We start from the raw sequence: 19,526 nt of genomic DNA, 5'->3' as shown, positions 1-19,526 counted from the left end.
CGGGAGGGCGGCGGCCCGCCAGGCGGCCCGGCAGGCGGGCAGGCGGGCCGGGGGTCCGCCGGCGGGGTCGCGCGGCCACGCCCCCGCGGCGTTAGGGTTTCCGCGGCACGCGGGGCGGGCCGCACGCACGGGCGACACGGGAGAGTTACGTGAACACAGCATGGCCGGGCAACGAGTTGGAAGAGGTGCTCGCCGCCTCGCTCGGGAACGCGGCCGCGGGCGGGCGGATCGTCGAGGTGCTCGGGCGCAGTCAGCTCTGGGTGCCGTTGCCCAACGGCGGTGGGCCCGACAGCCCCGGGCTCGATCTGCCCACCCTGGAGATCGAGGGCGCGCCGTACGTCCCCGTCTTCAGCTCCGAGCAGCAGTTCCTCCAGTGCGTCGGGGCCCACATGCCCTTCACCGTCGCCCCGGCCCGCGAGTTCGCCCGTGGCCTGCCCCCGCAGCTCGGCATCGCCGTGAACCCCGGCGGCATGGTCGGCGCGCCGCTCCCGCCGCCCGCCGTCGCGGAGCTGTGCCGGGTGGGCCGTACCCCGCTGGACGGCCCCGCGAGCGGCGGGCGGGTGCGGCTCTTCGAGCCCGACTGGCAGGAGGACCCCGTCGACTTCCTGACCGCGGCGGCCGAGGAGTTCGAGGCGTCCGGTGTCATCCTCACCGCGCGCCGCGCTCTCGCCAGCATCGAGGGCGAGGCCCCGGTGCTCTTCGTCGGCGTGCAGCTCTCCTCCTGGGAGGCCGCCGAACGCAACGCGCCCATGGACGCCCTCGGCAGGGCGCTCGGCCGCGCCCACGTGGGCTGGCCGGTCAATCTCGTACTGCTGGACGCGACTCAGGACCCGGTCGGCACGTGGATGCTGGAGCGGGTGCGGCCCTTCTACCAGCGGATGGCCGTCCCGCCCGCGTAACACGCCGTCGTCCCCGGCCCCGGAACCGGCCATGACCCGCCGGTCTAAGCTGGTTTGATGGCCTGGCCGGTACGGGCCCGAAGCGGGGGAGGCCGGTCCAAGCAATGGATCGACGAGGGGCGGGACCAAAAGTGAGCGCGTCAGGCACCGCGGCGACGGGGCAGGTCGAGCACATGCTGCGCCAGGTGACGCCAGGGCGCTACGACGCCTACGAGGCGCTGCTCCAGGCACTGGCCGACGGCTCGGCCGGCCAGGTGTGGATGCTGCTCTGGCACGGCCGGGCGGGCTCGCCCGAAGCGCAGTACGGGAACATGGAGGTCGACGGCCTCGGCTACGCGCCCTGCGTGACCTCCGCCCAGGAGCTGTCCGTCAGTGGCTGGAACCGTGCGCACGAGGTCGTCACCGGCCGCGACATCGCCCGCGCCCTCTACCCCGAACGCTGGGGGCTCTGGCTGAACCCGCACGCGCCAGGCGGCGGCGTCGGCATCCCGTGGCCCGACCTGCGCCGGATCGCCACCGGCCTCGACCGGATGCCGGCGGGACCGCTGCGGCTGTCCGAACCGGCCGTCGAGATCCCGCAGTTCTACGCCCTGCTCACGCAGAACGCCCACCGCACCCCCGCCGTAAGGTCGTTGCGCCGCGCGTGGGTCCACCCCGCGCTGGGCGCCCCGTATCTGACGATCGGTCTGGATCTGTACGACACGAGCCCGGCGTCCGTCGACGCGGTGCGCGCGATGATGCAGCAGTCCATCGGCGCGGTCCCCGAGGGGCTGCCGGTCTCCACCGTCGCGATGTCCGACGAGTACGACCCGGTCACGCTGTGGCTGCGGGCCAACTCCCGGCCGTTCTACGACCGGGAGGCCCACGGCGCACCCCAGGCCGCGTCCGGTTACGGCTACCCGCCGGCCGCTCCACGCGGCTACTGACCCACCCGGCGGTGTCCCGGCCGGTACTGACCAGTACAGTCAGGCGCGGCGTACGTTCTCCGGACGGCGCGAGCCGTACCGAAACGTAGCGAAAACGACCTGCCGTTCCGCTCAGGCGATCACAACGTCCGGATAACGGTAGGTGTCTGACTCCATCACGTTTGAGCAAACATTCCCCTTGACCACTGGCGGGTGATCACTACGGCCATGAAGACTCCCGGCAGCGGGGACCGTCGGTCCTCTGTGCGAGCAGCCCAGCATCGCTCCACGGGAAGCCCTCGACGGGACGCTTCCGCGACACCAGCACCGATGTGTGCGCCAACTGATGCGAGACAGGCCGTTACAACGGCGGGTACGGGGCCGGCGACCGCCGGCCAGGAGGGGTCGAAGACGTTGTGACCGCACCGATCGAGACCACCAAGTCGGCTGCCGAAGTGCAGCCCGAGGCAGTGCTCACGGGCGCCAAGCAGAGCCAGATCGAGGGTCGTTCGCTCGGCCGAATAGCCTGGACGCGCTTCAAGCGCGACAAGGCCGCCGTGGCCGGCGGCATCGTTGTCATCCTCCTGGTCCTGCTCGCGATACTGGCCAAGCCCATCCAGGCCGTATTCGACCTCGACCCCAACGCGCTGAACCAGGACCTGGTGGACCCGCAGCTCCTCGCCCCCAAGGGCGCCTGGGGCGGCATGAGCTGGGACCATCCGCTCGGTGTGGAGCCCGGCCTCGGCCGTGACCTTCTCGCCCGCATCATCGAGGGCTCCTGGGTCTCGCTCCTCGTCGCCGCCGGAGCCACCCTGCTCTCCGTGGCGATCGGCACCCTCCTCGGCGTCATCGCCGGTTACTACGGAGGCTGGGTCGACGCCGTCGTCAGCCGGCTGATGGACACCTTCCTCGCCTTCCCGCTGCTGCTCTTCGCGATCTCGATCTCGGCCGCCCTCCAGGACGGCGCCTTCGGACTCAGCGGACTGCCCCTGCGGATCGCGGTGCTGATCTTCGTGATCGGCTTCTTCAACTGGCCCTACATGGGCCGGATCGTGCGCGCGCAGACCATGAGCCTGCGCAGGCGCGAGTTCGTCGACGCGTCCCGAAGTCTGGGGGCCCGAGGGCCCTTCATCCTCTTCCGGGAACTGCTGCCGAACCTCGTGGCGCCGATCCTCGTCTACTCGACGCTCCTGATCCCCACGAACATCCTCTTCGAGGCCGGTCTGAGCTTCCTCGGAGTGGGCATCGCCCCGCCGCAGGCCTCATGGGGCGGCATGCTCACCACCGCGGTGGACCTGTACGAGGTCGATCTGCACTACATGTTCGTACCCGGCATGGCGATCTTCATCACCGTGCTGGCCTTCAACCTGTTGGGTGACGGGCTGCGTGACGCACTCGACCCCCGCAGCAAGTAACCACCCACGCACCAACCCCACGTACCACCAGGCACCATCCACAGCGGCCGACCTTGAGCTCCGTGCCGTATCCATAGATAGAGGGGCTTTCCTCAGGATGAAGACCAAGAGAGCGACAGCTGTCCTGGCGACAGCCATCGTGCTGGCGCTCAGCGCGTCGGCGTGCGGCGGCTCGGACAGCAAGGACAACGACAGCAAGAGCGGCGCCGGCAAGGACGCCGGTCTGACCTCGGTCGTGAACAAGTCCGACAAGAAGGGGGGCACGGTCACCTACGAGCACTCGGACGTGCCGGACTCCCTCGACCCGGGCAACACCTACTACGGCTGGGTGCAGAACTTCTCCCGGCTGTACGGCCGTACGCTCACGACCTTCAAGCCGGCCGCCGGCAAGGAAGGCCTGGAGGTCGTCCCCGACCTCGCCGAGTCGCTGGGCGAGGCGAGCGCGGACGCCAAGACGTGGACGTACAAGCTGCGCAAGGGCGTCAAGTTCGACGACGGCAGCCCGGTCACGTCCAAGGACGTCAAGTACGCCATCGAGCGCAGCAACTTCGCGCCCGAGGCCCTGTCGTCCGGTCCCACGTACTTCAAGGCCTACCTTGAGGGCGGCGAGAAGTACAAGGGTCCCTACAAGGACAAGTCTCCCGAGGGTCTGAAGTCCATCGAGACCCCGGACGACCAGACCATCACCTTCAAGCTCAACAAGCCGTTCGCCGACTTCGACTACCTGGCGACCTTCTCGCAGACGGCCCCCGTGCCGCAGGCGAAGGACAAGGGCGCCGAGTACGTCAAGGCGATCTCGTCGTCGGGCCCGTACAAGTTCGAGTCGTACAACGAGGGCCGCAGCGCGACCCTCGTGCGCAACCCGCACTGGGACAAGGCCACCGACCCGATCCGCCCGGCGCTCGCCGACAAGATCACCATCAAGTTCAAGGTCAACCCGACCACGGTCGACCAGCACCTGATGAGCGACAACATCACGATGGACGCCGCGGGCACCGGCCTTCAGACGAAGACCCAGCCCAAGGTCCTCACCAAGAAGGCCGAGCTGGCGAAGACGGACAACTCGTACGCCGGCGCCACCTCGTACCTCGCGCTGTCGACGAAGGTGAAGCCCTTCGACAACGCGGACTGCCGCAAGGCCGTGCACTACGCGATCGACAAGGCGTCCGTCCAGGCCGCGCTCGGTGGCGGCACCAAGGGTGACGTGGCGAGCACGCTGCTCCCGCCGACGGTCAACGGGTACCAGAAGTTCGACCTGTACCAGACCGAGGGCAACAAGGGCGATGTCGCCAAGGCCAAGGCCGCGCTCGCGGACTGCGGTCAGCCGAACGGCTTCAAGACCAACCTGACGGCCCGCTCCGACCGCCCCGACGAGGTGCAGATGGCGACCGCCATCCAGGCCTCGCTGAAGAAGGTCGGCATCCAGGCGGAGATCAAGCAGTACCCGTCGGGCAAGTACTTCGGTAACTTCGCCGGTGTTCCGAGCTACGTCAAGGAGCACGACCTCGGCATGATGATGATGGCGTGGGGCGCCGACTGGCCGACCGGCTTCGGCTTCCTCGACCAGATCGTCAACGGCTCCGCCATCAAGCCCTCGGGCGGCAACAACCTGATGGAGCTGAACGACCCGAAGATCAACAAGGCGCTGTCGGACGGTATCGCGCAGACCGACGCCGCCGCCCGCACCAAGGCGTGGGGCGAGGTCGACAAGATGGTCCTGGAGAACGCCTCGGCCGTGCCGCTGATCTACCGCAAGAACCTGCTGTACCGCCCGGACTCGGCGACCAACGTCACCGTGACCCAGGCGTACCTCGGTATGTACGACTACCTGCTGATCGGCTCCACCACCTAATCCAGCGGTAGAGCTTTCCCAACCCCCCGAAATGCCTGAAAGGCAGGTGAAGGCTTCGGGTCCGCCGGCCGGGTCACCCCCGGCCGGCGGACCCGGCGCCGATCGGCTGTGACTGCGTACATCATCCGACGCGTGATCGCCGCGGTAATGCTGTTGCTGGTGGTCAGCGCAGTCACCTTCGCGATCTTCTTCCTTGTTCCACGGCTCGGTGGGCAGACGATCGACCAGCTGGCAGTCCAGTACGTCGGTAAGGACGCCAACCCCGATTCGATCGCCGCCGTCAAGGCGAACCTGGGGCTCGACCAGCCCCTCTACACCCAGTACTTCGACTTCATCAAGGGCATCTTCGTCGGCGCCGAGTACAACTTCGGCCCGGACCCGTCCATGTGCAACGCGCCCTGCTTCGGCTACTCCTTCAAGACGCACGTCGAGGTGTGGCCCGAGCTGATGGACCGGGTGCCGATCACGTTCTCCCTGGCCATCGGTGCCGCGGTGATCTGGCTGGTCTCCGGTGTCGCCATCGGTGTCCTCTCGGCGCTCAAGCGCGGCTCGATCTTCGACCGCCTCGCCATGACGCTGGCCCTCGCGGGTGTCTCGCTGCCGATCTTCTTCACCGGCATGCTCGGCCTCGCGCTGTTCACCGTCCAGTGGCCCCTGTGGTCGGACGGCGTCAACTACGTCCCGTTCGCGGACAATCCGGCGGACTGGGCGTGGAACCTGATCATCCCCTGGTGCAGCCTCGCCTTCCTTTACTCCGCCCTGTACGCCCGGCTCACCCGGGCAGGCATGCTGGAAGTGATGGGGGAGGACTACATCCGTACGGCGCGGGCCAAGGGCCTGCGGGAGAGCAAGGTCGTCGCCAAGCACGGACTGCGGTCCGCGCTGACGCCCATCGTCACGATCTTCGGTATGGACTTCGGCCTGCTGCTCGGCGGCGCCGTCATCACCGAACAGGTCTTCTCCCTGCAGGGCATGGGCTCGTACGCGATCCAGTCGGTGAAGGACGCCGACCTGCCGATCGTGATGGGCGTGACCCTGTTCGCCGCATTCTTCATCGTCTTCTGCAATCTGCTGGTGGACCTGGTGTACGCCGCCATCGACCCCAGGGTGAGGTACTCGTGAGCGAGGTTTCCAAGGAGCAGTCAGCCGTACGGGTTCCCGGTCCCGCCTCCGCTCCCGGTGAGCCGGTGGTCGCCGAGGCCGCCGGGTCACCCGGGTCCGGCGACCCGGGGGAGCCCTTCCTCTCCGTACGCGACCTCCGCATCCACTTCAGCACCGACGACGGTCTGGTGAAGTCGGTCGACGGCGTCAGCTTCGACGTCCGGGCCGGCCAGACCCTCGGCATCGTGGGTGAGTCCGGCTCCGGCAAGTCGGTCACCTCGCTCGGCGTGATGGGCCTGCACCGTTCCGCCAACGCCGCGATATCGGGCGAAGTCTGGCTGGACGGTGAGGAGTTGGTCGGGGCCGACCCCGACCACGTACGACGGCTGCGCGGCCGGAAGATGGCCATGATCTTCCAGGACCCGCTGTCCGCGATGCACCCGTACTACCGCATCGGCGCGCAGATCGTGGAGGCGTACCGCGTCCACCACAAGGTCAGCAAGAAGATCGCCCGCGCGCGGGCGGTCGAGATGCTCGACCGGGTCGGCATCCCCGAGCCGCACAAGCGCGTCGACAGCTATCCGCACGAGTTCTCCGGCGGTATGCGCCAGCGCGCGATGATCGCGATGGCCCTGGTCAACAACCCCGAACTGCTCATCGCCGACGAGCCGACGACCGCCCTGGACGTGACCGTCCAGGCGCAGATCCTCGACCTCATCAGGGATCTGCAGAAGGAGTTCGGCTCCGCCGTCATCATGATCACCCATGACCTGGGGGTCGTCGCCGAGATGGCGGACGACCTGCTGGTCATGTACGGCGGCCGGTGCATCGAGCGCGGACCGGCCGAGAAGGTCTTCTACGAGCCGCAGCACCCCTACACCTGGGGGCTGCTCGGCTCGATGCCCCGGATCGACCGTGAGCAGACGGACCGGCTCATCCCCGTCAAGGGCCAGCCGCCGTCCCTCATCAACGTGCCGCAGGGCTGCGCCTTCAACCCGCGCTGCCCGTACGCGGATGTGCCCAAGGGCGACATCACGCGCACGGAGCGCCCCGAGCTGAAGCAGGTCGGCGCCGGGCACCACTCCGCCTGTCATATGTCGCAGGAGGAGCGGACCAAGATCTGGACCGAAGAGATTGCGCCGAAGCTGTGAGCGCCGACGCCGTGAGCAACGCAAAGGATCCCGCTGTGGCGGACAGGCCGGAGAAAGACAAGGCGGGTGAGCCCCTGCTGAGGGTCGAGGGGCTCGTCAAGCACTTCCCCATCAAGAAGGGGCTGTTGCAGCGCCAGGTCGGCGCCGTCAAGGCGGTCGACGGGCTGTCCTTCGAGGTCCAGGCCGGTGAGACGCTCGGCATCGTCGGCGAGTCCGGCTGCGGCAAGTCGACCATGGGCCGGCTGCTCACGCGGCTGGACGAACCGACCGCCGGGCGGATCGAGTTCCAGGGCCACGACATCACGCACATGTCGGCGGGCAAGATCCGTCCGCTCCGCCGCGACGTGCAGATGATCTTCCAGGACCCGTACTCCTCGCTGAACCCGCGCCACACGATCGGCACGATCGTCGGCGCGCCCTTCAAGCTCCAGAAGGTGGAGCCCGAGGGTGGCGTGAAGAAGGAGGTCCAGCGTCTGCTGGGCCTGGTGGGTCTGAGCCCCGAGCACTACAACCGCTATCCGCACGAGTTCTCCGGCGGCCAGCGCCAGCGCATCGGTATCGCGCGGGCCCTGGCGCTCAGCCCGAAGCTGGTCGTCGCCGACGAGCCGGTCTCGGCGCTGGACGTGTCGATCCAGGCGCAGGTGGTGAACCTGCTGGACGACCTCCAGGACGAGCTGGGGCTCACGTACGTGATCATCGCGCACGACCTCTCGGTCATCCGCCATGTCTCGGACCGGATCGCCGTGATGTACCTCGGCAAGATCGTCGAGCTCTCGGACCGCAAGTCGCTGTACGAGCGGCCGATGCACCCGTACACGAAGGCACTGCTGTCCGCGGTGCCGGTGCCGGACCCGAGGCGGCGCGGCGTCAAGAGCGAGCGGATCCTGCTCAAGGGCGACGTGCCGTCGCCGATCTCGCCGCCGAGCGGCTGCCGGTTCCACACCCGTTGCTGGAAGGCGACGGAGGTGTGCCGGACGGTGGAGCCGCCGCTGATCCAGCTGGAGCCGGGGCACGAGGCGGCCTGCCACCACCCGGAGAACGCGCCGGACCAGATCCCGGACGACACGAAGGTGCTGGCCTCGGCGCGCGAGGCGATCGCGTTGGTGGGCGACGCGGTGGCCGTGGACGCGGTGGCCGTGGACGGGGCGCCCGCCTCCGGAGGAGCCGTCGCTCCCGCGAGCGCGGAGACCTCCGAGGGACCGAAGGGTCTCACCAAGGAGTAGCCCGCACACGTACGTCACGCACGCCCCCCGCTCGCATGGTCCACCATGCGGACGGGGGGCTTCTGCGTCGTACGCGCGGGGCTTCTGCGCGGTACGGGAGGTTCACCCGGTTCGCCCCGCCCAACTGGGGCTCACCTGGCACCACTTGACCCGTTGGAGTGTGATGCCCCGGAGTCGGTCCATTTGTCGACTGTCCGGATCTCAGGTCTGCAACTCCGCATTGCGACCCGTTCATTTGGCACTTTCTTGACTGTAATGTTCGGCCGTCAAGACCGAGTTCACGACTCGTCGGACCCCTGGGGTGGACCATGCGAATATTCAAGTCCCGAGCCGCTGGAGCGATCGTCACGGCCTTGTCGGTCGCGCTGATCGCCACAGGCTGCTCCAGCGATCGCGACGAGGAAGGTGACTCGGGCGGCGCGAAGGACACCTTCGTCTTCGGCGGCCCCGGTGACCCCGGTTCGCTGGACCCGGCGCTCGCCAGCGACGGCGAGACCTTCCGGGTCACCCGGCAGGCGTTCGAGGCCCTGCTGAAGCACGAGTCGGGCGGCAGCACGCTCGCCCCGGCCCTGGCCGAGAAGTGGGCGAGCAACGAGGCCGGCACGGTCTGGACGTTCAACCTCCGTAAGGACGTGACGTTCCACGACGGCGAGAAGTTCAACGCCGCGGCCGTGTGCGCGAATTACGACCACTGGTTCAACTGGAAGGGCACGTACCAGTCCAGCGCGGTCTCCTACTACTGGCAGACCGTCATGGGCGGCTTCGCGGCCAACGAGGACGCCGAGGCGCCGAAGGCGAACTACAAGTCCTGCACCGCGAAGGACGACAGCACCGCCGTCATCGAGGTCAACGAGCCCTCCGCGAACCTCCCGGGCGGCTTCTCCCTCCAGGCGCTGGCGATCCACTCGCCGAAGGCCCTGAAGGAGTACGCGAAGCAGGACGCGACCGCCAAGGGCGACGCCATCACGTACCCCAAGTACAGCCAGGTGGCGGGCACCGTCGCGGGCACCGGGCCGTACAAGATCAGTGAGTGGAACAAGGGCAACAAGGAAGTCTCCCTGGAGCGTTACGACGACTACTGGGGCACCAAGGCGAAGATCAAGAACCTGGTCTTCCGCACCATCGACACCGAGGACGGCCGTCGCCAGGCCCTCCAGGCCGGTGACATCGACGGCTACGACCTGGTCGCGCCCGCCGATGTGAAGACCCTGGAGAGCGACGGCTTCCAGGTCCCCACGCGTGACGTCTTCAACATCTTCTACGTCGGCATGAGCCAGGAGAAGAACAAGGCGCTGAAGAAGCCCGAGGTCCGCCAGGCCATCGCGCACGCCATCGACCGCGAGAACCTGGTCAAGACCCAGCTGCCCGAAGGCGGCGTCGCGGCCACGCAGTTCATGCCCGACACGGTCGCCGGCTACTCGGACGCCGTACAGAAGTACCCCTTCGACACGGCCAAGGCCAAGCAGCTCCTCGGGGACGCCGACGAGAGCGCGCTGAAGGTCGAGTTCTGCTACCCGACCGAGGTCACCCGCCCGTACATGCCCGCTCCGCAGGACATGTTCGAGCTGATGAAGGCCGACCTGGAGAAGGCCGGGATCACCGTCACGCCCAAGCCGATGAAGTGGGCGCCGGACTACCTGGACGCCACGGAGGGCGGCGGCTGCGAACTGCACATGCTGGGCTGGACCGGTGACTTCAACGACGGCTACAACTTCATCGGCACCTGGTTCGCCGAGTACGACAAGCAGTGGGGCTTCAAGGACAAGGGCGTCTTCGACGCGCTGAAGGTCGCCTCGGCCGAGACCGACCCGGCCAAGCGGACGGATCTGTACAAGAAGGCCAACGAGGCGATCATGGCGTACCTGCCGGGTGTGCCGATCTCCTCGTCCCCGCCGGCGATCGCCTTCGCCGACGACATCAACCCGCCGAAGGTCTCCCCGCTGACGCAGGAGAACTTCGCCGAGACGTCCTTCAAGTAACAGCACCAGCGGGTCCGCCCGGCCGGCGGCGCACGAAGCCGGGCCGGGCGGACCCGTCCCACGTCCGACGTCCTACGACGTCCCCGGTACCGAAGGAAAGGGGCAAGCGGGGTGCTGCGACTCGTCGCACGACGACTGCTACAGCTGATACCCACCCTGCTCGGTCTGTCGGTTCTGCTCTTCCTGTGGCTGAACCGGCTGCCCGGCGGACCCGCGTCGGCGATCCTCGGCGAGCGGGCGACCGAGGCCGAAGTGACCCGGATCAACCGGGTGTTGGGACTCGACGAGCCGGTCTGGGTCCAGTACGGACGGTTCATCGAGCGGATCCTCCAACTGGACCTCGGCACCTCCACACAGACCGGCCGGCCGGTCTGGGAGGAGTTCACCCTGCGCTTCCCGGCGACCGTCGAACTCAGCGTCGCCGCCATGGTCGTCGCGATCGTGGTCGGCATCCCCCTCGGCTACTTCGCCGCCCGGCGCCGCGGCAGCTGGCTCGACGTGACGGCCGTGTCGGGCTCGCTGCTCGGCATCTGCATCCCCGTCTTCTTCCTGGCGCTGCTCCTCAAGGGCCTCTTCGCCGTCAACCTCGGGATCTTCCCCAGTTACGGCCGCCTCTCGACCGGCATCGACGCCACGAAGGTCACCGGATTCGCCGTCCTGGACGGCCTGTTGACCGGTGAGTTCGACGCGTCGTGGGACGCGATCATGCATCTGGTGCTGCCCGCGCTCGCGCTCGCCTCCATCCCGCTCGCCGTCATCGTGCGGATGACCCGGGCCAGCGTGCTCGAAGTGCTGGGCGAGGACTACGTGCGTACGGCGGAGTCCAAGGGCCTGGACAAGCGCGTCGTACGCGCCCGGCACGTCCTGCGCAACGCGCTGTTGCCGGTGATCACCGCCGTGGGCCTGCTGACCGGCAGCCTGCTGTCCGGCGCCGTCCTCACCGAGTCGGTCTTCACCTTCGGCGGGATCGGGTCGTTCATCCGTACGTCGATCGACGCCCGCGACTATCCCGTGCTCGTCGGCTTCATCCTCTTCATCGCGCTGGTGTACGTCCTGATCAATCTGCTGGTCGATGTGGCGTACAGCCTCATCGACCCGAGAGTGCGGGTGCACTGACGTGAACGCGATCCCCGATGCCACCCCGAAAGCGACGAAGAAGGCCGACAAGATCGACCGGCTGGCGCAGCTCATGGAGCGGACCGAGACCACCTCGGGCGCCGGACTGTGGCGCGAGGCGTTCCGCCGGCTGCGCACCAGCAAGACGGCGATCATCGGTGGCGTCGTCATCGGCCTGTTCGTGCTGGTCGCGATCGTCGGCCCGTGGCTCGCCCCGTACAGCCCCACGGCGCAGGACTGGCGCGGCGAGGTCTTCCCCAACCAGGGGCGCTTCGTCGGACCGCGCGGCGAGAACTGGTTCGGTCTCGACCACCTCGGGCGCGACGAGTTCTCCCGGATGCTCGTCGGCGCCCGGCAGACGCTGCTCGTGGGTGTCGTCTCGATGCTCATCGGCCTGGTGGCCGGCGCGGTCATCGGCGCCGTGTCGGGCGCGGCGGCGACGCTCGGCGGGGAGCCGGGCAGGCGTGTGGACACCGTCATCATGCGCGTCACCGACATCATGCTCGCGCTGCCCTCGCTGCTGCTGGCCGTGTCCGTCGCGGCGGTGCTGGGCCAGTCGCTGACCACCGTGATGATCGCGGTGGGTGTGGTTCAAGTGCCGGTGTTCGCACGGCTGTTGCGCGGTTCGATGCTCGCGCAGGGCGGCTCGGACTATGTACTGGCGGCGAAGGCGGTGGGCATCCGCAAGCGCCGTATCGTCCTCACCCAGATCATCCCCAACTCGCTCAGCCCGGTGATCGTCCAGGCGACGCTCAGCCTCGCCACCGCGATCATCGAGGCCGCCGCCCTGTCCTATCTGGGCCTCGGCAATCCGGACCCGGCGATCCCGGAGTGGGGCGTGATGCTGTCGCAGGCACAGCGCTTCTTCGACAACGCGCCCATGATGTCGGTCTATCCGGCGGTCGGGATCATCGTCACCGCTCTCGGCTTCACGCTGCTCGGTGAGGCGATGCGGGAAGCCCTCGACCCGAAGCTGCGAGGCTGAAGTCACATGTCGCTACTGTCGGTTGACGCACTGTCGGTCACCTTCGCCGGGCACGCCGCGGGACGGGGTGCGGGGCGTGACACGAAGGCCGTCGACGGAGTCTCCTTCGACGTCGCCGAGGGCCAGGTCGTGGGTCTGGTGGGCGAGTCGGGCTGCGGCAAGTCCGTGACCGCGCTCGCGCTGATGGGTCTGCTCCCGCGCAAGGGGGTGAGTGTGGGCGGGCGCGCGGAGTTCGACGGCGCGGACCTGCTGTCCATGGGCGAGAAGAAGATCCGCGACCTGCGCGGCAGCCAGCTCGCGATGATCTTCCAGGACCCGCTCTCCTCGCTGAACCCCGTTGTCCCCATCGGTGTCCAGGTCACCGAGATCCTGAGCCGCCACCGCGGGCTGAGGGGCGAGCCGGCCAGGAAAGAGGCCGCGACGCTGCTCGACCGCGTCGGGATCCCCGACCCGGACCGGCGGCTGAAGGAGTACCCGCACCAGCTCTCCGGCGGAATGCGCCAGCGCGCGCTCATCGCCATGGCGGTCGCGTGCGCGCCGCGCCTGCTGATCGCGGACGAGCCGACGACTGCGCTCGACGTCACCATCCAGGCCCAGATCCTCGAACTCCTCAAGGAGTTGGTCGACCAGGAGGGCACGGCGCTTCTGATGATCACTCATGACCTGGGCGTCGTCGCCGGGTTGTGCGACCAGGTCAACGTGCTCTACGCGGGGCGGGCGGTGGAGACGGCGGGCCGCCGCGAGCTGTTCGCGCACCCCACCCATCCGTACGCGCACGGTCTGCTCGGCTCCATCCCGCGCCTGGACGCGCCGCGTGGCGAGCCGCTCAGGCCGATCCGGGGGTCGATCAACGACAAGATCGCGTGGGCCGACGGCTGCGCGTTCGCGCCCCGGTGCGACTTCTACACGATGGAGTGCCTGACGGGCACGCCGGAACTCACCGAACCGCGCGCGCCGGGCCACCAGGTGCGCTGCGTCAACCCGGTCCTGCCGGCGGGCCTCGCCGATCCTGTTGATCCGGTCGGTCCGGGCGAACCGGCTGACCCGGTCGATTCCGTTGATCCGATTGACCCGGCGGACCCGGTCGATCCGGTCGAACCCACGGCGGAGGTCTCCTCATGAGTCTGCTCGAACTGGACGGCGTCAAGGTCCACTTCCCGGTCAAGAAGGGCGTCTTCTTCGACCGTACCGTCGGCCATGTGTACGCCGTCGACGGCGTCTCGCTGAAGGTCGAGGCGGGCCAGACGTACGGCCTGGTGGGCGAGTCGGGCTGCGGCAAGACCACCCTCGGCCGGGCGGTCCTGCGCCTCGTCGACATCACCGAGGGCGGGGTCGTCTTCGACGGTACGGATCTCGCGAAGCTGCCGGACGAGGAGATGCGGAAGATCCGGCACCGGCTCCAGATGGTCTTCCAGGACCCGCTGGGCAGCCTCAACCCCCGGCAGAACATCGAGTCCATCCTCTCCGAGGGCATGGCGGCGCACGGCATCGGCGCGGACCAGGAGGAGCGCCGGGAGCGGATCAAGAAGATCCTCGCGGAGGTCGGGCTGCCGACCAACGCGCTGTCCCGCTATCCGCACGAGTTCTCCGGCGGCCAGCGCCAGCGCATCGGCATCGCGCGGGCGCTCGTGCTCGAACCGGACGTGATCATCTGCGACGAGCCGGTCTCCGCGCTCGACGTCTCCATCCAGGCGCAGGTGATCAACCTCCTTGAGGAGCTTCAGGAGTCCAAGGGCCTGACGTATCTCGTCATCGCCCACGACCTGGCCGTGGTCCGCCACATCTCGGACGTCATCGGGGTCATGTATCTGGGCTCGCTGGTGGAGGAGGCCCCGAGCGACGCGCTGTACGCCGAGCCGAGGCACCCGTACACGAAGGCGCTGATGTCGGCGGTCCCGGTACCCGACCCGGACGTCGAGGACCGCCGCGAACGCATCCTGCTCCACGGGGACCTGCCGTCCCCGGCGGCCCCACCGGCGGGATGCCGCTTCCACACACGCTGCCCCTGGAAGCAGGAGACGCGCTGCGCGACGGAGCGCCCGGAGCTGACGGTGATGGGGGACGGCCACCGGGTGGCGTGCCACTTCGCGGCGGAGATCGAGGCGGGGACGGTGGAACGGACGCGGTCGACGGGGATCGAGGCGGTGACGGAGACGGAGCCGGAGGCGCTGACGGAGGCCGTCTGAGGGGCGGCCGTACGGGGCCCGGCCGCCCGAGGCGACCTGGCCGGGCCTCAGCGTCGGCGTGCGAGACCGTCGAGCATCAGCTCGATGGTGAAGTCGAAGCGCTCGTGACCGGTGCCCGCGGTGAGTTCGGCGGCGTAACGCCTGGTCTGCGGGAAGGTGTCGGGGAGATTGGCGAACCGGCTCAGCAGTTCGTCCCGGCTGACGACCCACTCGTTGCCGGAGCTGCCGAGCAGGGAGATCTCAAGGGTGTACGCGTTGGCGTAGAGCGTCAGGGAGTCGACGCCCCAGGCGGCGGTCTGCGGGGCGATGCCTCCGGCGAGCAGGATGGCGAACATTCCTTCGCCGAGACGCAGTGTGTCCTCGTTGGTGGGGGCGGCGGCGAGCGCGGCCCGGGAGATCCCGGGGTAGCGCAGGTACTGGTCGCGCATCCGCGTGCAGACACCGGTGATCTGCTCCCGCCAGGCGGCGGGGTCCGGCTCGGGCAGGGAGATCTCGGCGCACAGGCGGCCGATGAGCAGCTCGTCCAGATCGTCCTTGTTGACGACATGGGCGTACAGCGACGCCGGTCCGGTCTCCAGGGCGGCTGCCACCCGGCGCATGGTCAGGGCCTCGTAGCCCTCGCGCGCCACGATGTCGAGTGCCGCGTCGACGATGGCGTCCGCCGTGATCGGTCTCTTCCGCCGGCCTCGCGCGGGCGGCGCGCCCGCATCGGGAACGGGCTGATGGTGCCGGGCTGCGCGCCGTTGCTGAGGAGTCGGTGGCATGCTCCGAGCCTAGCGGATGGACGAACTTCGTTCCATGTGACGAACGCTGTTCGTGCGGCTGGGCGGTGCTCACTCACGGCGGGCCCACGGCGGGACCTCCCGCTCCGGTCCGGGCGGACGGGACGCGTCGGCGTTTCGTGGCTTCCGGGCCTCTCCGCCCGCCTGATCCGGTACTTCGTCCCCCGTGTAGAACTGTCGGGTGTTCCAGGAACTGTTCAGCCCTTCCGTCCAGCACTCGCTCGACCTCGCCGGCATCTTCGTCTTCGCGATCTCCGGCGCCCTGCTCGCCGTCCGCAAGAACTTCGACGTCTTCGGCATGGCGGTGCTCGCCGAGGTCACCGGGCTGGGCGGTGGGCTGCTCCGGGACCTGATCATCGGAGCCGTACCGCCTGCGGCCTTCACCGACCTCGGTTACTTCACGATGCCGCTGGTCGCGACGGTCCTGGTCTTCTTCCTGCATCCCCATGTCGAGCGCATCCAGGGCGCGGTGAACGTCTTCGACGCGGCGGGGCTCGGGCTGTTCTGCGTGACGGGCACCGTGAAGGCGTACGAGTACGGGCTCGGCCTCACCGCGTCCGCCGCGCTCGGGCTCGCCACGGCGGCGGGCGGGGGTGTACTGCGCGACGTACTGGCCAACGAGGTTCCGTCGCTGCTGCGTTGGGACCGCGACCTGTACGCGGTGCCCGCGATCGTCGGCGCGACGATGGTGGCGGTCTGCATCCGGTTCGACGCGCTGAACGGACTGACGAGCGGGCTCGCGGCCCTCGCCGCGTTCGTGCTGCGGCTGCTGGCCATGCGGTTCCACTGGCGGGCGCCGCGCGCGTACAACCGCCGCTCGGCGGCGGCCGAGGAGCCAGGCTCGAACACATAAGCTACCGCTCGGTAATGCATTGTTGTACCGTGCTGCTCATGGCACAGGGAGCACAGGCAGCCCGGGTGGTACAGATAGCGCGGACGGCGCGGACATCCACCCCGGACAGCGAGTTCGACCGCGACACCTCCGTCACCCTTCGTGAACCGGGCGTCTACGACGCCGACCTCTCCGAGGGCTGGGCGATCCTCTCCGCCGTCAACGGCGGCTACCTGCTGGCGATCGTGGCCCGCGCCCTGCGCGACGCGCTGCCGCATCCCGATCCGTTCACGGTCACGGCGCACTACCTGACGCCGTCGAAGCCCGGCCCGGCCGTCGTCCGTACGGAGGCGGTACGGACCGGCCGCACACTCGCGACCGGCCAGGCGTCGCTCTTCCAGTACGAGGCGGACGGTACGGAGGTCGAACGCGTCCGGGTCCTCGCGGCGTACGGGGCGCTGGACTCCCTCAGCGACGACGTCCGCACCTCGGCGAAGCCGCCCACGCTGCCGCCGCCCGAGCAGTGCCTCGGTACGGAGGACGGGCCGGCCACGTTTCCGGACGACTCGGGCTTCGCGCAGCGCGTGGAGATCAGGCTGGACCCGGAGACCGCCGGCTGGGCGGTCGGCGTCCCGTCCGGAAAGGGCGAGGTGCGCGGCTGGTTCTCACTGGCCGACCGCCGCGAGCCGGACCCGCTCTCGCTGCTGCTGACGGTGGACGCCTTCCCGCCGACCGCCTTCGACCTCGGCCTCATGGGCTGGACGCCGACGGTCGAACTGACCACACACATCCGGAGCCGCCCGGCGCCGGGACCCCTGCGGGTCTTCGTCACCACGCGGAACCTGGCGGGCGGCTACCTGGAGGAGGACGCGGACGTCTGGGACAGCGCGGACCGCCTGGTCGCCCAGTCCCGCCAACTGGCGAGGGCGCCTCGGGCCGTCAGGGCACCGGAGGGGCGCTAGCCCCGAGCGGGGGCGTGCCGCGGCGTCCGTGGCGCCGCTCGACGACCTGACGCCGCCGCGCCAGGTCGTTCCGGTGTCCGATGCATCCCGCCTCGGGCGAAGTGGTGGGGCGTGCCCCGGCGGCCTGGCCGCCACGCCTTTCGGCGGCGGCCCGCGGGGCCGTGCCGGGGTGCGGTCTCAAGCCCGGTCCCGGCTTCCGGCGCGCCCGCTCAGGGGCGGGGCGTATCCGGTCTCTACCGCGCCGACCGCGTACGCGACGCGACTCTGGCCGACGCGCCCGTATGCCGCCGCGACGGCGTGGAGCCGGGCGACGTCTGGGAGTTGCTGCGCCGGAAGGTCGAACCGCGGCCGGCCGACATCGAGGTGACCGCCCGGGTCCGCGTCTCCCGGCTCGACATGTTCCTCCGTATCCACGCGGCCCAACTGACCGACGGGGAAACGGTCGTGGAGGCGTCGGGGGAGTGGGCCCGGGTGGCGCTCGTCTTCACGGAGCTACGAGCGGTCCGCGCCCTGCTCGCCTTCGGTGAGCACGTGGAGGTGCTGTCGCCGCCGGAGGCCCGCGACACGCTCGCCGGAGCCGCCGCCGCGGTCACGGAGCTGTACGGAGGAAGTCGCCCAGCGCCAGGGTGAGTTCGGCGGGAGCGTCTTCCTGTACGAGGTGCCCCGCGCCCGCGATCAGCCGCAGCTCGGCCCCGGGGACCAGCCCGGCGAGCTGCCGCCCCCTCTCCGGCGGGATCCAGGTGTCCTCCTCGCCCCAGCAGATCAGCACCGGCAGGTCCAACTCCCCGTACCGGCCCTCGATCTCGTCGGTGAAACGCCGGTCGTTCTGCGCGATCTGACGGTAGAACGCGCCCCGCCCCGCCTCCGTGCCGCACCACGGCTCGACCAGCGCGTCCAGGATATCCGCGCGGAGTCCGGGGTGGCTGGCGGAGCCGACGTACTCCCGCACGAGCGCGCGATGCAGTGCGGGCGGCAACCGCTCGAAGACGTCGCCGTATTCGCCGAGGAGCCGGTAGGCGGGCGAGCCCCACGGCGCGAGTGCCACGGGATCCACGAGCGCCAGCCGTTCGTACCGCGCGCCGTGCAGCAGCGTCGCGCGCAGGGCGACGCATCCCCCGAAGTCGTGCGCGACGACGGCGGGCCGCTCCAGCCCCCAGTGCCCCAGCAGTTCGCCGAAGATCCGCGCCTGCGCGCCCAGCGACACGTCCTGGTCCCGCCGCATCTCGGAGGTCCCGAACCCGGGCATGTCCCACACGTACACCCGATGCCGCTTCGCGAGCGCCCGCGCGGGGCCCCGCCACACGTACGACGAGAACGGAGTCCCGTGCAGCAGCACGACGGGCGCTCCGTCCACGGGCCCCAGGACGCCCCACCGGACCTCACCGGAGGGGCTGTCGAACGTGTGGTCGAGAGTCCATCCATCCATGCCCACCAGGCTAATTGGCGGGTCTGACATTTCCCGGGCACACGAGGCGGGGCCCGTCACAGCCCCCGTGCGCCGTCGATCCGCTCGCGGAGCAGGTCGGCGTGGCCGTTGTGCCGGGGGTACTCCTCGACCAGGTGGACCAGCACCCAGCGCAGCGACACCGTCCCGCGCCACCCGTCCTCGCCCACCACGTCGAGATGGGGGGCCGCCGCTACGAACCGGTCGGCGAAGGTCACCTCCTCGCGCCAGGCCTCCCACGCGGCGGCGACCACGTCCCGATCCGGGACGGCGCCGTCGAAGTCGCCGTCCGGGCACGCCCGCGAGGAGAACCGGGGCGGCGCGTCCAGCCCGGCCAGGACGCACCGGAACCAGCGGCGCTCCACGTCGGCCAGATGACGCACGAGGCCGAGCAGCGAGAGCGTGGAGGGCTGTACGGCGCGCCGCGACAGCCTCAGATCCAGGCCGGCGCACTTCAGCTCCAGCGTGGCCCGCTGGGCGGCCAGGAAGCCGGCGAGCATCGCGCGCTCGTCGCCGGTGGTAGGGGCGTCGAGCCGGCGGTCGGGCCCGGCGGTGACGAACATCTCGGCTCTCCTGCCGCGACCGGTCATGCCGCCCATCATCCCTGCGGCGGGGCCCGCGCGACCCGCCCCGGAGGGTGCCGGAGCGCCGTTCCGGACGGCCCCTCTCCTGTCTCTTATACACATCTCCGAGC

The 19,526-nt window shown here is 69.6% G+C and carries 16 protein-coding genes and 2 pseudogenes; 15 read left to right on the top strand and 3 right to left on the bottom strand.

Annotated elements, in window-relative coordinates:
- The first annotated feature begins 149 nt into the window (after positions 1 to 149).
- From P3L51_RS26365 to P3L51_RS26310, 12 genes and pseudogenes are all read left to right on the top strand, one after another.
- On the top strand, positions 150 to 899 hold the full coding sequence (locus tag P3L51_RS26365; RefSeq protein WP_354607788.1) for an enhanced serine sensitivity protein SseB: 750 nt from the start codon (positions 150 to 152) through the stop codon (positions 897 to 899).
- Between the two features lie 131 nt (positions 900 to 1,030).
- On the top strand, positions 1,031 to 1,825 hold the full coding sequence (locus tag P3L51_RS26360) for an enhanced serine sensitivity protein SseB C-terminal domain-containing protein (protein WP_354607787.1): 795 nt from the start codon (positions 1,031 to 1,033) through the stop codon (positions 1,823 to 1,825).
- Between the two features lie 395 nt (positions 1,826 to 2,220).
- Positions 2,221 to 3,219, top strand: a complete 999-nt coding sequence (locus tag P3L51_RS26355) for an ABC transporter permease (protein ID WP_354607786.1) — start codon at positions 2,221 to 2,223, stop codon at positions 3,217 to 3,219.
- A 97-nt stretch (positions 3,220 to 3,316) separates the two neighbouring features.
- Positions 3,317 to 5,071 carry an ABC transporter substrate-binding protein gene (locus P3L51_RS26350; protein WP_354607785.1) on the top strand — a complete coding sequence of 585 codons (1,755 nt, stop codon included), beginning with the start codon at positions 3,317 to 3,319 and terminating at the stop codon, positions 5,069 to 5,071.
- A 108-nt stretch (positions 5,072 to 5,179) separates the two neighbouring features.
- Positions 5,180 to 6,193 carry an ABC transporter permease gene (locus P3L51_RS26345; protein WP_354607784.1) on the top strand — a complete coding sequence of 338 codons (1,014 nt, stop codon included), beginning with the start codon at positions 5,180 to 5,182 and terminating at the stop codon, positions 6,191 to 6,193.
- Complete coding sequence (locus P3L51_RS26340; RefSeq protein WP_435594530.1) at positions 6,190 to 7,323, top strand: ABC transporter ATP-binding protein; 1,134 nt, start codon at positions 6,190 to 6,192, stop codon at positions 7,321 to 7,323. Before P3L51_RS26345 ends, P3L51_RS26340 begins: the two co-directional genes overlap by 4 nt.
- 35 nt (positions 7,324 to 7,358) lie before the next feature.
- Positions 7,359 to 8,546, top strand: coding sequence for an ABC transporter ATP-binding protein (locus tag P3L51_RS26335; protein WP_354607783.1), 1,188 nt, complete (start codon positions 7,359 to 7,361; stop codon positions 8,544 to 8,546).
- A gap of 308 nt (positions 8,547 to 8,854) precedes the next feature.
- A complete protein-coding gene (locus tag P3L51_RS26330; RefSeq protein ID WP_354607782.1) occupies positions 8,855 to 10,525 on the top strand; it encodes an ABC transporter substrate-binding protein in 1,671 nt (556 codons plus the stop codon).
- A gap of 111 nt (positions 10,526 to 10,636) precedes the next feature.
- Positions 10,637 to 11,641, top strand: coding sequence for an ABC transporter permease (locus tag P3L51_RS26325; protein WP_354607781.1), 1,005 nt, complete (start codon positions 10,637 to 10,639; stop codon positions 11,639 to 11,641).
- A gap of 73 nt (positions 11,642 to 11,714) precedes the next feature.
- On the top strand, positions 11,715 to 12,626 hold the full coding sequence (locus tag P3L51_RS26320) for an ABC transporter permease (protein WP_354607789.1): 912 nt from the start codon (positions 11,715 to 11,717) through the stop codon (positions 12,624 to 12,626).
- Between the two features lie 6 nt (positions 12,627 to 12,632).
- A pseudogene (locus P3L51_RS26315) lies at positions 12,633 to 13,619 on the top strand (ABC transporter ATP-binding protein); the annotation flags it as partial.
- Positions 13,620 to 13,744: 125 nt separating this feature from the next.
- Positions 13,745 to 14,809, top strand: a pseudogene (locus tag P3L51_RS26310) (ABC transporter ATP-binding protein); the annotation flags it as partial.
- A 50-nt stretch (positions 14,810 to 14,859) separates the two neighbouring features.
- Here the strand turns inward: P3L51_RS26310 and P3L51_RS26305 are convergent.
- The gene (locus P3L51_RS26305; protein ID WP_354607778.1) at positions 14,860 to 15,576 is read right to left on the bottom strand and encodes a TetR/AcrR family transcriptional regulator; all 717 of its coding nucleotides are present in this window, start codon (positions 15,574 to 15,576) and stop codon (positions 14,860 to 14,862) included.
- A gap of 199 nt (positions 15,577 to 15,775) precedes the next feature.
- Between P3L51_RS26305 and P3L51_RS26300 the strand changes: the two genes are divergently transcribed.
- The 3 genes from P3L51_RS26300 to P3L51_RS36115 all read left to right on the top strand — a co-directional run bounded on the left by P3L51_RS26300 (position 15,776) and on the right by P3L51_RS36115 (position 18,018).
- Complete coding sequence (locus P3L51_RS26300) at positions 15,776 to 16,447, top strand: trimeric intracellular cation channel family protein (RefSeq protein WP_354607777.1); 672 nt, start codon at positions 15,776 to 15,778, stop codon at positions 16,445 to 16,447.
- A 38-nt stretch (positions 16,448 to 16,485) separates the two neighbouring features.
- Complete coding sequence (locus tag P3L51_RS26295) at positions 16,486 to 17,388, top strand: thioesterase family protein (RefSeq protein WP_354607776.1); 903 nt, start codon at positions 16,486 to 16,488, stop codon at positions 17,386 to 17,388.
- Positions 17,389 to 17,685: 297 nt separating this feature from the next.
- A complete protein-coding gene (locus tag P3L51_RS36115; RefSeq protein ID WP_494338548.1) occupies positions 17,686 to 18,018 on the top strand; it encodes a WCX domain-containing protein in 333 nt (110 codons plus the stop codon).
- Here the strand turns inward: P3L51_RS36115 and P3L51_RS26285 are convergent.
- Together P3L51_RS26285 and P3L51_RS26280 are read right to left on the bottom strand one after the other, a co-directional pair.
- Complete coding sequence (locus P3L51_RS26285; RefSeq protein ID WP_354607774.1) at positions 17,978 to 18,814, bottom strand: alpha/beta fold hydrolase; 837 nt, start codon at positions 18,812 to 18,814, stop codon at positions 17,978 to 17,980. The two genes, P3L51_RS36115 and P3L51_RS26285, sit on opposite strands and share 41 nt — an antisense overlap.
- Before the next feature lie 56 nt (positions 18,815 to 18,870).
- On the bottom strand, positions 18,871 to 19,422 hold the full coding sequence (locus P3L51_RS26280; RefSeq protein ID WP_354607773.1) for a DinB family protein: 552 nt from the start codon (positions 19,420 to 19,422) through the stop codon (positions 18,871 to 18,873).
- Positions 19,423 to 19,526: the final 104 nt, after the last annotated feature.

It is taken from the genome of Streptomyces panacea (genome assembly GCF_040560175.1).
Lineage (GTDB): Bacteria > Actinomycetota > Actinomycetes > Streptomycetales > Streptomycetaceae > Streptomyces > Streptomyces panacea.
Note: the sequence above shows the minus strand (reverse complement) of the source record. Positions and strands in the feature narration are given on the sequence as shown.

Excerpts from the sequence above, each read along its gene's own strand:
- P3L51_RS26350 (WP_354607785.1), top strand. The coding sequence starts at position 3,317 with ATGAAGACCAAGAGAGCGACAGCTGTCCTGGCGACAGCCATCGTGCTG.
- P3L51_RS26320 (WP_354607789.1), top strand. The coding sequence starts at position 11,715 with ATGGAGCGGACCGAGACCACCTCGGGCGCCGGACTGTGGCGCGAGGCG.
- P3L51_RS26280 (WP_354607773.1), bottom strand. The coding sequence starts at position 19,422 with ATGACCGGTCGCGGCAGGAGAGCCGAGATGTTCGTCACCGCCGGGCCC.
- P3L51_RS26295 (WP_354607776.1), top strand. The coding sequence starts at position 16,486 with ATGGCACAGGGAGCACAGGCAGCCCGGGTGGTACAGATAGCGCGGACG.
- P3L51_RS26330 (WP_354607782.1), top strand. The coding sequence starts at position 8,855 with ATGCGAATATTCAAGTCCCGAGCCGCTGGAGCGATCGTCACGGCCTTG.
- P3L51_RS26305 (WP_354607778.1), bottom strand. The coding sequence starts at position 15,576 with ATGCCACCGACTCCTCAGCAACGGCGCGCAGCCCGGCACCATCAGCCC.
- P3L51_RS26285 (WP_354607774.1), bottom strand. The coding sequence starts at position 18,814 with ATGGATGGATGGACTCTCGACCACACGTTCGACAGCCCCTCCGGTGAG.